Origin of the sequence: Bacillus sp. SA1-12, from assembly GCF_000981385.1 — a bacterium.
Classification (GTDB): domain Bacteria; phylum Bacillota; class Bacilli; order Bacillales; family Bacillaceae; genus Metabacillus.
The window spans coordinates 1-13,254 of sequence record NZ_LATZ01000047.1; the positions used below are offsets into that span (position 1 = coordinate 1).

The window sequence follows — 13,254 nt, forward strand, 5'->3', positions numbered from 1 at the left end:
ACAATAGAACGTGTCTTTGCAGATGCTAAAGAAAAGCATGGCATGCGATGGACCACTTTAAGAGGAATTAAAAAAGTGGCCATGCAGGCGATGCTAACTTTTGCTGCCATGAATCTCAAGAAAATGGCAAACTGGGCATGGAAGTATCCATGCCCAGCCTAAGAAAATAAAGAGAAAATGCAAACCCCATTTCAAATCAAGGATTTGAAATGGGGTTTGTCTACGGTCTGGAACTCCCTTGTTGGGAGTTTTTTATTTGGTATGAATCTTACGATTTTTTTAAAAGAGTCCTGTAATTAACCCCTGTTCGCTCAATCTTCAAAAATCATGCGCTAAAGCAAACGGAACATACTTCTATTACCTCCCAAAAAGCTGTAAAATATATCTATGCAGTTTATTACTAGTAAAACTGTTATCTACATAATTGGGGGGATCGTGTTGAACGCACATGAAATTGATTATGAACTGCATGGAGATGATATGCAGTGTGTGGAAATCGAATTAGATCCAAATGAAAGTGTCGTTGCAGAAGCTGGCGGCATGATGATGATGGAAGATGGCATCGATATGGAAACCATCTTTGGTGATGGAGATAATAACCAAAAGGGCTTTCTAGGGAAGCTGGTTGGTGCCGGAAAACGTGTATTAACAGGTGAAAGTTTATTTATGACAGTCTTCACGAATAAGGGATCCGGAAAGAAAAAGGTATCCTTTGCTGCTCCATATCCGGGTAAAATCATTCCTGTTGATTTAAGTGAGCTTGGCGGTAAAGTAATCTGTCAAAAAGATTCATTCCTTTGTGCAGCAAAAGGTGTTTCAGTGGGTATCGATTTTCAGCGTAAGCTTGGAACAGGATTTTTTGGCGGTGAAGGCTTTATCATGCAAAAGCTTGAAGGCGATGGTTTAGCCTTTTTACATGCAGGTGGAACCATTATTCGAAGAGATCTGCAGCCAGGAGAAAAGCTTCGTATTGATACAGGATGTCTCGTAGCGTTGACAAAAGATGTTGATTACAATATTGAATTTGTTGGAAAAGTAAAGACCGCATTCTTTGGCGGCGAAGGCTTATTTTTTGCTACAGTGCAAGGACCAGGAACTGTTTGGATTCAAACACTGCCATTTAGTCGATTGGCAGATCGTGTGATAGCGAGCGCGCCATCTGCTGGAGGAGAGGCGCGAGGCGAAGGCAGTTTACTAGGCGGATTAGGCCGGTTATTGGACGGCGATTGATGCATTAGATACACGTTTATGTTATTTTATTTAACTAAAAATGGTGCTAACCCAATCGGGTCAGCACCATTTTTACATTTTTAAAGCGACAGGGCCAATTTTCCAAATGTCATCCGCATACTGCATAATTGTCCGATCACTTGAAAAGAAACCTGAATGTGAAACATTAATCAATGCTTTCTCTAACCATTTATCGGTGTTTTGATAAGCGACACCAACTTTTTCTTGAATATCAATATAGGAAGCAAAATCACGCAAAACAAAGTATTGATCATTTTGCACAAGAAGAGAATCAGCGATTGATTCGAATTCTCCTTCATCCTCGGCAAAGAAGCCATTTGTTAATTGATCGACGACCTGCCGAACTCTTAAATCATGATGATAGTATTCCATGGAGCGATAGCGGCCATTTTCTTCGTATTTTAAAACCTCTTGAGCCGTTAGTCCAAATGTAAAGATATTTTCGCTGCCAATCTCCTCCAGCATCTCAATGTTTGCTCCGTCTAACGTTCCCACCGTCAGTGCCCCATTCATCATAAACTTCATGTTTCCTGTACCTGACGCTTCTTTGCTTGCAGTCGAAATTTGTTCACTAACATCTGCCGCTGGGAAAATATCCTCAGCAAGGGAAACACGGTAATTTTCCATAAAAACAACTTTTATCACTTTTGAAACCTGCGGGTCATTATTTACCTTTTCTGCTAAGGAGTGAATCAATTTAATGATTTTCTTCGCGTAATAATACGTTGGTGAAGCCTTTGCGCCAAAGATAAATGTCCGAGGCTGAATAATGTAATTGGCATCCTCTTTTATACGATTATATAAATACAAAATGTGTAAAACATTTAATAATTGCCGTTTATAAGCATGCAATCTTTTAACCTGAACATCAAAGATAGAATCAATATCAACAATAATGCCATTCTTCTCCGCTATTTTTTTAGCAAGAATCTCTTTCCTTTTACGTTTAACAGCTGCAAAGCGCTCCTTTAGTTCAGGATGATAAATATGTCTCTTTAAATCTAGTAATTTTTCAGGATTTTTTACCCATTCATCACCAATGACATCTTTTATTAATGATGTTAGCTCTGGATTTGCTTTTAATAACCAGCGCCGGTGTGTAATGCCATTTGTTTTATTATTAAATTTCCAAGGATAGAGTTCATAGAAAGATTTCATTTCACGATTTTTTAAGATATCAGAATGGATTTTTGCCACGCCATTTATACTGCTGCTTCCTACGATTGCTAGGTGGGCCATCTTAACTAATCCGTGAGCAATAATGGCCATATGCTCGATCCGCTGCCAATCACCAGGATAACGATCCCAGAGCTCTGCACAGAAACGCTCGTTAATTTCTTCAATAATCATATAAATTCTTGGTAATAGTGGTTTAAATAAATGAATTGGCCATTTTTCCATGGCTTCAGAAAGGATTGTATGGTTCGTGTAAGAGACAGTATTACACGTAACTTCCCAAGCCTCCTCCCATGCCAAGCCTTCCACATCAACTAAGATTCTCATTAATTCAGGTACAGCTAATGCAGGATGTGTATCATTAATATGGATTGCAACCGAGTGATGCATCTCTCTAATATCTTGATTTTCTTTTTTATATGAAGCAATGATGCTTTGAATGCTCGAAGATACTAAAAAATACTGCTGCTTTAGTCTTAAAATTTTCCCCTCATCATGAGTATCATCCGGGTATAAAAAATCCGTAATCGCTTCTGTTTCCCGCTTATAAGACAAGATATCCTGATTCGGTCCAAAGGATGCCGGTTCAGCATTCCAAAGCCTCAGTGTGTTTACTGTATCAACATGATACCCAACGACTGGCATATCATAAGGAACAGCAAGCACCTTTTGTGCCCCTACATGATGAAAGGTCAGCACATTCTTTTCACTGCTAGTTTCGACTCTTCCCCAAAAGGATATATCTACTGCTTCATCTGGTTTTCGGACCTCCCAAACATTACCATGCCTTAGCCATTGCTCTGGAAGCTCAACCTGATATCCATCAACGATCTTCTGGTCAAACAAACCGTGTTTATATCGAATACCATAACCATGTCCAGGAAGATTTAAGGTTGCCAAGGAATCTAAAAAGCATGCCGCAAGACGTCCCAGCCCTCCATTCCCTAATGCAGGATCTGGCTCACATTCTTCAATTTCACTTAAATTTATATTAAGCTCACGCAATCCTTCCTCAACAATCTCTTTTATTCCAAGATTCAGCAGATTTTGGCCAAGCAGACGCCCTAATAAAAATTCAATCGATAAATAATACACTTGTTTTTTATTTTCAAACCTGTACAGCTCATTTGTTTCAATCCATTTGGAACTAATATATTCTCTTACCATATTCCCAAGAGTATGGTATTGATCACGCTTTGTGGATTCTTCAAAGCCTTTGCCGCACATACTTTCTAGTTTTTTTAGAAAACATTCCTTAAACTGATCCTTGTTGGAGAACATGCTCTTCACTCCTAATAATTAAATCAGCATACAGCTGGTTATATTTCAAAGCAGATTGCGTCCAACTATAATCCTGTTTCATTGCATTTTTAACAATCTCCACCCAAACATCCTTCTGTTGATAATAATCTACAGCGCGATAAATGGTATGCAGCATGTCATGTGCATTGAAATTTCTGAATGAAAATCCGTTCCCCTCCTCTGTATCCTCACGATAAGAGGTAACAGTATCATTAAGACCGCCAGTTTCTCTAACAATTGGGATGGTTCCATACCTTAAAGCGATGAGCTGCCCTAATCCGCATGGTTCAAACTTAGAAGGCATAAGAAAAAGATCAGAGCCTGCATAGATGCGATGTGCCAATTTTTCATCAAACCCTATGTATGCTTTGAATTTATTCGGATAAGCCCATTCCATATGTCTAAAGTAATCCTCAAATTCTGTATCTCCCGTTCCAAGCACGATCATTTGGACATCATGATCCAATAATTCATGGAGTACGCGCTTAACTAAGTCAAGTCCTTTTTGCTTTGTTAATCTTGTCACCATTGAAATCACAGGGATATCTTCATTAACTGGAAGCCCAAAGGAAGCTTGCAATGCAGCTTTATTTTCTGCTTTCAAGCCCAACGAGTCAACTGTGTATTGTTCATCGATGACAGGGTCAGTTTCAGGATTATAAACTTCATCATCTATTCCATTTAGGATCCCTACCAGGGAGGAAGACTTAGAGCGTAATAAACCGTCTAATCTTTCTCCATAATAGGCGGTTTGAATTTCATCCATGTATGTTGGACTAACAGTTGTAATGATATCAGAAGCATCAATTGCCCCTTTCATGAAGTTCACATTCCCATAGAATTCCACCATGCTACATTTCTCTTCCTCCGTATTGAGAAGATCCTTTAAAATGCCAAACGGGAAAATCCCTTGGAATTGCAAATTATGAATGGTAAATACTGTCTTGATATGTTTATAAAAAGATTGTAGCTGATATTCCTCTTTCAGCAAGAAACTTATCATCCCGGTATGCCAATCATGAGAATGAATTACATCTGGCTGAAATCCAATCGCTTTTACAGCATCTAATACACCTCTGCAAAAGAAGGAGAATCGTTCGCCATCATCATAATGGCCGTATAATGAGTCACGATAAAAATAATATTCATGATCAAGAAAGTAATAGGTGATTCCTTCATACTTTAGCATTTCAATGCCGCAATATTGCTGCCTCCAACCAACAGTGACTGTGATTTCCTTTATTTTTTTCATCTTTTCTCTAAATCTTTCAGGTATTAAACTGTATTTTGGAAGAATGACACGAACATCATTTCCTAGTTTTTTTAATTCTTTTGGCAAGGCACCTGCAACATCCGCCAAACCTCCAGATTTTACAAATGGTACACATTCTGAAACAGCAAATAACACGTTCACGAATTCATCAACGCTCCTTGGATTGTTCTTTTTCTTAGTATTTGTGGTAGCAGGACTGAACCCTTTACTATTGTCTCTGCTTCTACTTTTACATCTTTGTCTGCAATGACATGGTCTAATAAACAACCATCGCCTATTTGGGATTTTTGCATGATCACACTATTTTTAACTACTGTATCTTTCCCGATATGAACCGCTCTGAAAATAATACTATTTTCAACATGGCCTTCTATTTTACATCCATTTGCTATTAAGGAATTTTTTACAACTGCTTCTTTTCCATATTTCGTAGGGGGCTCATCTTTTGCTTTTGTTAAAATTGGACGGCTTTTAAGGAAAATTTCATGCCAAATTTCTGGTTTAAGCATATCCATGCTATGTTTATAATAACTGCTGATCGAATCTATCACAGCAGCATACCCGTAAAATTCATAATGACAAATATTCAGCTGATTCTTATTTTCGTTAACAACATCAGCAAGCGTCTTAAATCCTGTTTGCTCTTTATTATGAATAAGATTTAAAAGGAGCTTAGTAGACATGATAAACATTTGTAATGAAGCTCCATCTTTTCTTACTTCCGTAATATCACAGCCATTTTCCAGATGATAGGCTAATACCTTTTTATAATCAATATTACACACGGTGTAACTGTTTGTAATGACGGCATATTCCTGAGTGCTTCTTAAAAAGAAATCAATATGATCAGAAAACTGACGAAATGATCCAAACTCATCATACTCATTATGTAAATGAGGAGACGGGAAAAAGAATAAACCATCTTTTTTACGATTTAAGTCCCATTGTTTCCCAGAACCAAGGTGATCCATTAATGAACGATATTGATACTTCGGAAAAATCGCTACACTTTCTATGTCAGAGTTCACCATGTTTGATAGGACAAAATCGATTAATCGGTAACGACTAGCGAATGGGACCGCAGCCAAAGAACGATGGAATGTTAATTCTTCAATTTCCGGTTTATAAGTTGTTGCATCAATAATACCCAACATTTTTTGATTCATTTCCAATCTCCCCTTTTTTGGACAAGGACGGATGGATGACGATGAAGTCTAACGATTTGGATTGTAAATCTTTCAGTACCTATAAGGTTAGACATACAAGTGCATCTCCACCGTCCCAGTTCCAAACTGTGATAGTAATATTTTCATTCTTGAAGTGTTTTTCTTACTTTTTCTATTAGATTATTTTGCTATCAACAAGTGTGGAAAGTTCTTCAATAATTTCTTCCGTAACAAGTAGAATTTCTCCCGAATCAGGGCTAATAATTGTACCATTAGGAATTTCAATTCCACTAGGGACGATCGCATTTTCTATATAAACATTTTCACCAATTATTGCATCTGGCATTAACACGGAATTTTTGATTTCACTATTCTTACCTACTGATACACCCTGAAATAAAACGGAATGATCCACATTGCCCATAATCACACAGCCATCATTGACAAAAGAATCCTTTACAACCGCATTATCCGAAATAAATTGAGGTGGATGGTTTGAATTAACCGTGTAAATTTTCCAATCTCGATCAAATAAATTTAATTTGGAGTCTTCATTTAAGAGATCCATATTCGCTTCCCAAAGGCTTTTTACTGTACCTACATCTTTCCAATAACCTTTAAATGGGTAAGCAACAACATTTAATTTCTCATCTAGTAATAAAGGAATAATATCTTTTCCAAAATCATGACTTGAGTGTTCGTTCCGTTCATCCATTTCAAGATATTCCTTTAAAACAGACCATTTAAAAATATAGATACCCATTGAGGCCAGGTTATTTTTCGGCTTAGCAGGTTTTTCTTCAAATTCAACAACCTGCATTTTTTCATTGGTATTCATTATGCCAAAACGGCTTGCTTCGTCCCAAGGTACTTCAATAACAGAAATAGAGGCATCTGCATTCTTTTTAATATGAAAATCTAGCATTTCAGAATAATCCATTTTATAAATATGGTCTCCTGATAAGATCAAGACATATTCCGGATCATATTGCTTAATATAATTAATATTTTGATAGATTGCACTGGCTGTACCTTTATACCATTTCATCTCTGAGGATTCTGCATAGGGAGGAAGTACAGTTACTCCTCCATTTTTACGATCTAAATCCCAGACACTGCCTATACCGATATATGAATTTAAAACAAGCGGCTGGTATTGTGTCAGAACGCCGACTGTATCAATACTAGAATTCGTACAATTACTTAGGGTAAAATCTATTATTCGATACTTCCCCCCAAATGGTACCGCTGGTTTCGCTAAATTTTTCGTAAGGGAGCTTAATCTACTTCCTTTACCTCCTGCTAATAACATTGCGACGCACTTTTTTCTTCCCATTTTTATTCTCCCCTCTTTTTTTTACTGTTCGTAATATGACTGCTCCATATGGTGGAATCGTCATCGAAACATGATATGGTTTCCCATGGTATTCTCCTTCAATCGCCTTGAGGTTTTTTCGATTTATTTGATCTGAACCGCCAAATTCAGCTGCATCACTATTTAAAATTTCAACATAATCCGTATCAATCGGTACTCCAACCTTATAATCATGGTAAACAATAGGCTTAAAATTACAAATAATAACAAGAAGCTCGTTTTCTTTTTGGCTCTTTCGAATAAACGAAAAAATGCTTTGATCTTTATTGTCAACATCAATCCACTCAAAGCCCTCTTCTGAATGATCTAATTCATATAATGGCTTTTGTTTTTGATAGATGTTTGTCAAAAATTTAAAATAAACACGCATTTTGTTATGCATTTCATAATCTTCCAGCATCCAATCCAGCTGTTCCAGGTCTTTCCACTCATCAAATTGGCCAAATTCACCTCCCATGAAAAGCAGCTTCTTTCCAGGGTGTGTCATCATATATCCATATAGCAGCCTCAATTGAGCAAACTTTTGCCAATAGTCACCTGGCATTTTATTGAGTAAAGATTTCTTCCCATGAACAACCTCATCATGAGAGAAAGGTAAAATGAAATTCTCTGAAAAAGCATATAAAAGGGAGAATGTTACTTTATGGTGGAGTTCATTCCTATGTTCTGGAGAAGTCTCCATATAGGTAAGAATGTCATTCATCCAGCCCATATTCCATTTGTAGTTAAAGCCTAGACCACCTGACGAGGTAGGAGCGGTTACCATCGGCCAATCGGTTGAATCTTCAGCAATCATTAAAATATCTGGATCTTTTGCAAAAACAGCTTCATTTAATTTTCTTAAAAAGCTGACTGCGTAAGGATTCTCCACTAATTCATGGGAATTTGGCCAGTAAAGCATATTTGCTACTGCATCAACTCTAAATCCATCTACATGAAAATAATCCATCCAAAAAATCGCATTTGAAATCAAAAAGCTTTGAACCTCTGGTTTGCCAAGATCAAAGTTTGCTGTTCCCCAGTCCCAATTTTCTCGGTCTTTTTCAGTTTTGTATTCATATGTAGGCTCGCCATCAAACATATAAAGTCCATGGGCATCCTTACAAAAATGTCCCGGCACCCAATCAATAATGACCCCGATATTTTCTTGATGGCATGCATCAATAAATTCCATTAGTTCATGAGGTGTCCCAAATCTACTTGTTGCAGAGAAATAGCCAGTTCCCTGATAGCCCCAAGAACGGTCATATGGATGTTCAATAACTGGAAGCAACTCAATATGGGTAAATCCATGATCTACTACATAAGGTATTAGTTCCTCTATTAGCTCTTTGTAGCTGTATAACTCTCCATCTTCTTTCACTTTCCATGTTCCTAAATGCACTTCATAAATCGTCATAGGTCGATCATATGGCTGCTTAGTACGCTTCTTTTTTTTCCATTTTTGATCCTTCCAAGCATAGCCCGATAAATCATAAACAATGGATGCCGTATTTGGCCTCACCTCTGAAAAAAAAGCGTACGGATCTGCTTTGAATAAGGTCTCTCCGTTAGCAGTCACAATTTCATATTTGTATATTTCCCCAGCTTTTAATTGCGGGATAAATAAGCTCCATACCCCCTCCTCATTCATTCTTTCCATTTGATGTTTTTGACCATTCCAGCTGTTAAAAATCCCAACAACATTTACCTGTTTTGCATGTGGTGCCCAAACACAGAAATTTGTACCCATAACCCCATTCTGCTTTTGTATATGCGCACCTAAAAAACCATAGCTTTCAAATGACTGTCCCTCATGAAATAAATGAATATCATAGTCTGTTGGACAAGTGAGAGTCACATTTGTCACCCTTTCTCTTAATATCTCTATGCTAAACATTCAAGACTTACTAGTAGATACCTGCAATGTAACCGCTACTTTTTTACGACATAAACCAACAAAAACTATAATGTTGATGATGAATGTTATACTTTTAAAATATAAGAAAAAGTAAGGAAAATAAGGAAAGGAACTGCCCTTAAATGGTAGAAATACTAAAGATTTAAAAAGAGGTTTATGAAATTGGAATAATTTAATTTGATTTAATGAAAGCGCTTGAACAACTAAGATTATGGACAAGTTAAGCAGAAAATCATTATATTAAAAAAATATTTTATTCGACTTTTTGTAGGAATTTGTTGAAAATTCTTTAAAAGAAAAAAGAAGGAATTTAAATATTGAATTCCATTTTGAAGGATAATCAAAAAGAACTTTGCTGATTGAATAAATAAACAAAGTTGAAGAGAATATGTTGTAAATATAGGAGATACACAATTTATTTTATTATTGTTAAAATAAGGATAAACCTTTATAATGACAAGCGTCAAGAAATAAGCATTACCTAATGAAATATGAGAATTCCATCAGAGGATTTTACTGTCTATTAAGATTTGCATTCACGTTTTTATATAGCAAAAAACACTGCATACATGCAGTGTTTTTTTGATGACCCGTACGGGATTCGAACCCGTGTTACCGCCGTGAAAGGGCGGTGTCTTAACCGCTTGACCAACGGGCCATTATGAACAAAATATGGCGGAGAAGGAGGGATTTGAACCCTCGCGCCGCTTACACGACCTACACCCTTAGCAGGGGCGCCTCTTCAGCCACTTGAGTACTTCCCCATATGGCTCCGCAGGCAGGATTCGAACCTGCGACCGATCGGTTAACAGCCGATAGCTCTACCACTGAGCTACTGCGGAATAAAATAAATGGTGGGCCTAAATGGACTTGAACCATCGACCTCACGCTTATCAGGCGTGCGCTCTAACCAGCTGAGCTATAGGCCCATATTTTCTGGAGCGGGTGAAGGGAATCGAACCCTCATCATCAGCTTGGAAGGCTGAGGTTTTACCACTAAACTACACCCGCAAGAATATGGGGCGGCTGATGGGAATCGAACCCACGAATGTCGGAACCACAATCCGATGCGTTAACCACTTCGCCACAGCCGCCACAAAAGGTATGTCAACTTTTATAAAGGTGGCTCGGGACGGAATCGAACCGCCGACACATGGATTTTCAGTCCATTGCTCTACCAACTGAGCTACCGAGCCATTTAGTTTACGGCTTTCACTAAGCTTCGAATCTCTTCGTCAGCTTCATCGCTCACATCCTAACGTATTTACTACGCTCCGGTGCTCGCTCAGTAGCTTCCTCGACCTTCTCGCTTATTGAAACCCTTTTACTCTAGATCAGAATTTAAAAAATGGCGGTCCGGACGGGACTCGAACCCGCGACCTCCTGCGTGACAGGCAGGCATTCTAACCAACTGAACTACCGGACCATTTTGGTTGCGGAGGCAGGATTTGAACCTGCGACCTTCGGGTTATGAGCCCGACGAGCTACCAGACTGCTCCACCCCGCGACGATAAACTAGTTATGGAGGAGGAAGGGGGATTCGAACCCCCGCGGGCTTTGACACCCCTGTCGGTTTTCAAGACCGATCCCTTCAGCCGGACTTGGGTATTCCTCCGTAATACTTTTCGATAATGGTGGACCTTGTAGGACTCGAACCTACGACCGGACGGTTATGAGCCGTCTGCTCTAACCAACTGAGCTAAAGGTCCAAAATGGTAGCGGCGGAGGGAATCGAACCCACGACCTCACGGGTATGAACCGTACGCTCTAGCCAGCTGAGCTACACCGCCAAAAAGAATTAAGTTAAATTATGGTGGAGCCTAGCGGGATCGAACCGCTGACCTCCTGCGTGCAAAGCAGGCGCTCTCCCAGCTGAGCTAAGGCCCCAAAAATATATAAGAAGATGGTCGGGAAGACAGGATTCGAACCTGCGACCCCTTGGTCCCAAACCAAGTGCTCTACCAAGCTGAGCTACTTCCCGTTCTAGATATCAGAGGTAAGATGTGAGAGGTCAGAGATTTTTAAGTACTGCTTTGAAGCAAAGCCTTTAATCTAACTTCTGACTTCCGATTTCTCAATTCTGGAAATGGCGCGCCCGAGAGGAGTCGAACCCCTAACCTTTTGATCCGTAGTCAAACGCTCTATCCAATTGAGCTACGGGCGCATTCTATTATATTTCTAATTGGTGCCGAGGACCGGAATCGAACCGGTACGGTAGTCACCTACCGCAGGATTTTAAGTCCTGTGCGTCTGCCAGTTCCGCCACCCCGGCACTTATTAAAGAGCGGAAGACGGGATTCGAACCCGCGACCCCCACCTTGGCAAGGTGGTGTTCTACCACTGAACTACTTCCGCATTATTAAAATGGTGCGGGTGAAGGGACTTGAACCCCCACGTCACAAGGACACTAGATCCTAAGTCTAGCGCGTCTGCCAATTCCGCCACACCCGCACGGTGTGTAAAATGGTGAGCCATGAAGGACTCGAACCTTCGACCCTCTGATTAAAAGTCAGATGCTCTACCAACTGAGCTAATGGCTCTTATTATTGAAACAGTAAATGGTGCCGGCGAGAGGACTTGAACCCCCAACCTACTGATTACAAGTCAGTTGCTCTACCAATTGAGCTACACCGGCATATAAAGTGTAATGTATAATTAAATTATTCTTACTTACCAGTCACCCAAATCTCAGGAAGATTAATAAGAAGCAGCTCGATTTGTGTGCTGAAGCAAAGCTTCGACGCTTATTCGATCGTGCTCTACCAATTGAGCTACACCAGAGTACTAGATGTTAAAACTATAGAAGTACGATATTGGAGAAGTTCATTAAAGTTTTTTCTATCCTCTAACTTCTCACATCTAAATTCTAAAATGGTGGAGGATGACGGGATCGAACCGCCGACCCCCTGCTTGTAAGGCAGGTGCTCTCCCAGCTGAGCTAATCCTCCAAATTAAATTTACAATAGTGTATGCGTTTTAATATCTTGTTGCTGCCTGGCAATGTCCTACTCTCACAGGGGGAAACCCCCAACTACCATCGGCGCTGAAGAGCTTAACTTCCGTGTTCGGCATGGGAACGGGTGTGACCTCTTCGCCATCATCACCAGACATTAGCGACAAGAATTATTATACTATTTCAGAAGAATATTTCAAGTGTTTTTTATAAAAACTTTATATTCCTTCAAAACTAGATAACGATTATTCAATTCATTTACTGAGCTTTTCGCTTTTGTATTAGGTTAAGTCCTCGATCGATTAGTATCAGTCAGCTCCACACGTCACCGCGCTTCCACCTCTGACCTATCAACCTGATCATCTTTCAGGGATCTTACGTTACAAAAAGTAACAGGGAAATCTCATCTTGAGGGGGGCTTCATGCTTAGATGCTTTCAGCACTTATCCCTTCCGCACATAGCTACCCAGCTATGCCTTTGGCAAGACAACTGGTACACCAGCGGTGCGTCCATCCCGGTCCTCTCGTACTAAGGACAGCTCCTCTCAAATTTCCTGCGCCCACGACGGATAGGGACCGAACTGTCTCACGACGTTCTGAACCCAGCTCGCGTACCGCTTTAATGGGCGAACAGCCCAACCCTTGGGACCGACTACAGCCCCAGGATGCGATGAGCCGACATCGAGGTGCCAAACCTCCCCGTCGATGTGGACTCTTGGGGGAGATAAGCCTGTTATCCCCGGGGTAGCTTTTATCCGTTGAGCGATGGCCCTTCCATGCGGAACCACCGGATCACTAAGCCCGACTTTCGTCCCTGCTCGACTTGTAGGTCTCGCAGTCAAGCTCCCTTGTGCCTTT

General features: G+C 39.8%; 7 protein-coding genes, 21 tRNA genes and 2 rRNA genes. 2 read left to right on the plus strand and 28 right to left on the minus strand.

The features are described from left to right. Both WQ54_RS32780 and WQ54_RS17180 read left to right on the plus strand, forming a co-directional pair. Positions 1-162, plus strand: a 162-nt coding sequence (locus tag WQ54_RS32780; RefSeq protein ID WP_084822133.1) for a transposase, incomplete at its 5' end; no start/stop codon positions are given. A gap of 276 nt (positions 163-438) precedes the next feature. Continuing rightward, positions 439-1,230 carry a TIGR00266 family protein gene (locus WQ54_RS17180; RefSeq protein WP_046585834.1) on the plus strand — a complete coding sequence of 264 codons (792 nt, stop codon included), beginning with the start codon at positions 439-441 and terminating at the stop codon, positions 1,228-1,230. Between the two features lie 72 nt (positions 1,231-1,302). Here the strand turns inward: WQ54_RS17180 and WQ54_RS17185 are convergent, their stop codons facing one another. From WQ54_RS17185 to WQ54_RS17320, 28 genes are all read right to left on the minus strand, one after another. Beyond that, on the minus strand, positions 1,303-3,708 hold the full coding sequence (locus tag WQ54_RS17185) for a glycogen/starch/alpha-glucan phosphorylase (RefSeq protein WP_046585838.1): 2,406 nt from the start codon (positions 3,706-3,708) through the stop codon (positions 1,303-1,305). Then, a complete protein-coding gene (gene glgA / locus WQ54_RS17190; protein WP_046585840.1) occupies positions 3,683-5,143 on the minus strand; it encodes a glycogen synthase GlgA in 1,461 nt (486 codons plus the stop codon). The genes WQ54_RS17185 and glgA overlap by 26 nt, the downstream gene beginning before the upstream one ends. After that, positions 5,140-6,168, minus strand: coding sequence for a sugar phosphate nucleotidyltransferase (locus tag WQ54_RS17195; RefSeq protein WP_046585842.1), 1,029 nt, complete (start codon positions 6,166-6,168; stop codon positions 5,140-5,142). The genes glgA and WQ54_RS17195 overlap by 4 nt, the downstream gene beginning before the upstream one ends. Positions 6,169-6,343: 175 nt before the next feature. After that, positions 6,344-7,504, minus strand: a complete 1,161-nt coding sequence (locus WQ54_RS17200; RefSeq protein ID WP_046585844.1) for a glucose-1-phosphate adenylyltransferase — start codon at positions 7,502-7,504, stop codon at positions 6,344-6,346. Beyond that, positions 7,461-9,422 (minus strand): 1,4-alpha-glucan branching enzyme, encoded by a 1,962-nt coding sequence (gene glgB, locus WQ54_RS17205; RefSeq protein WP_156178004.1) that lies wholly within the window; start codon positions 9,420-9,422, stop codon positions 7,461-7,463. Before glgB ends, WQ54_RS17200 begins: the two co-directional genes overlap by 44 nt. A gap of 607 nt (positions 9,423-10,029) precedes the next feature. Next, a tRNA-Glu gene (locus WQ54_RS17210) sits at positions 10,030-10,101 on the minus strand. A 15-nt stretch (positions 10,102-10,116) separates the two neighbouring features. After that, positions 10,117-10,207, minus strand: a tRNA-Ser gene (locus WQ54_RS17215). Positions 10,208-10,210: 3 nt separating this feature from the next. Next, positions 10,211-10,285, minus strand: a tRNA-Asn gene (locus WQ54_RS17220). A 10-nt stretch (positions 10,286-10,295) separates the two neighbouring features. Then, positions 10,296-10,372 (minus strand) — tRNA-Ile (locus tag WQ54_RS17225). Between the two features lie 8 nt (positions 10,373-10,380). Then, positions 10,381-10,454 (minus strand) — tRNA-Gly (locus WQ54_RS17230). Positions 10,455-10,461: 7 nt separating this feature from the next. After that, positions 10,462-10,537, minus strand: a tRNA-His gene (locus WQ54_RS17235). A 29-nt stretch (positions 10,538-10,566) separates the two neighbouring features. Further along, positions 10,567-10,639: transfer RNA gene (locus WQ54_RS17240), tRNA-Phe, on the minus strand. Between the two features lie 153 nt (positions 10,640-10,792). Next, positions 10,793-10,869: transfer RNA gene (locus tag WQ54_RS17245), tRNA-Asp, on the minus strand. Between the two features lie 4 nt (positions 10,870-10,873). Then, positions 10,874-10,950 (minus strand) — tRNA-Met (locus WQ54_RS17250). Positions 10,951-10,965: 15 nt separating this feature from the next. After that, positions 10,966-11,058 (minus strand) — tRNA-Ser (locus WQ54_RS17255). A 17-nt stretch (positions 11,059-11,075) separates the two neighbouring features. Next, a tRNA-Ile gene (locus WQ54_RS17260) sits at positions 11,076-11,152 on the minus strand. A 4-nt stretch (positions 11,153-11,156) separates the two neighbouring features. Then, a tRNA-Met gene (locus WQ54_RS17265) sits at positions 11,157-11,233 on the minus strand. A 21-nt stretch (positions 11,234-11,254) separates the two neighbouring features. Further along, positions 11,255-11,330: transfer RNA gene (locus tag WQ54_RS17270), tRNA-Ala, on the minus strand. Between the two features lie 17 nt (positions 11,331-11,347). After that, positions 11,348-11,424 (minus strand) — tRNA-Pro (locus WQ54_RS17275). A 106-nt stretch (positions 11,425-11,530) separates the two neighbouring features. After that, positions 11,531-11,607 (minus strand) — tRNA-Arg (locus tag WQ54_RS17280). Between the two features lie 19 nt (positions 11,608-11,626). Continuing rightward, a tRNA-Leu gene (locus WQ54_RS17285) sits at positions 11,627-11,715 on the minus strand. Between the two features lie 11 nt (positions 11,716-11,726). Further along, a tRNA-Gly gene (locus tag WQ54_RS17290) sits at positions 11,727-11,798 on the minus strand. Between the two features lie 10 nt (positions 11,799-11,808). After that, positions 11,809-11,894, minus strand: a tRNA-Leu gene (locus WQ54_RS17295). Positions 11,895-11,907: 13 nt separating this feature from the next. Continuing rightward, positions 11,908-11,983: transfer RNA gene (locus WQ54_RS17300), tRNA-Lys, on the minus strand. A gap of 19 nt (positions 11,984-12,002) precedes the next feature. Continuing rightward, positions 12,003-12,078 (minus strand) — tRNA-Thr (locus WQ54_RS17305). A 237-nt stretch (positions 12,079-12,315) separates the two neighbouring features. Continuing rightward, positions 12,316-12,391, minus strand: a tRNA-Val gene (locus WQ54_RS17310). Between the two features lie 44 nt (positions 12,392-12,435). Continuing rightward, a 5S ribosomal RNA gene (rrf, locus tag WQ54_RS17315) occupies positions 12,436-12,551 on the minus strand. 127 nt (positions 12,552-12,678) lie between these two features. Then, positions 12,679-13,254: ribosomal RNA gene (locus WQ54_RS17320) — 23S ribosomal RNA — on the minus strand; the annotation flags it as partial.

Coding starts and splice junctions, on each gene's coding strand:
- WQ54_RS17185 (WP_046585838.1), bottom strand. CDS start 3,708: ATGTTCTCCAACAAGGATCAGTTTAAGGAATGTTTTCTAAAAAAACTA.
- WQ54_RS17200 (WP_046585844.1), bottom strand. CDS start 7,504: ATGGGAAGAAAAAAGTGCGTCGCAATGTTATTAGCAGGAGGTAAAGGA.
- WQ54_RS17195 (WP_046585842.1), bottom strand. CDS start 6,168: ATGAATCAAAAAATGTTGGGTATTATTGATGCAACAACTTATAAACCG.
- glgB (WP_156178004.1), bottom strand. CDS start 9,422: ATGTTTAGCATAGAGATATTAAGAGAAAGGGTGACAAATGTGACTCTC.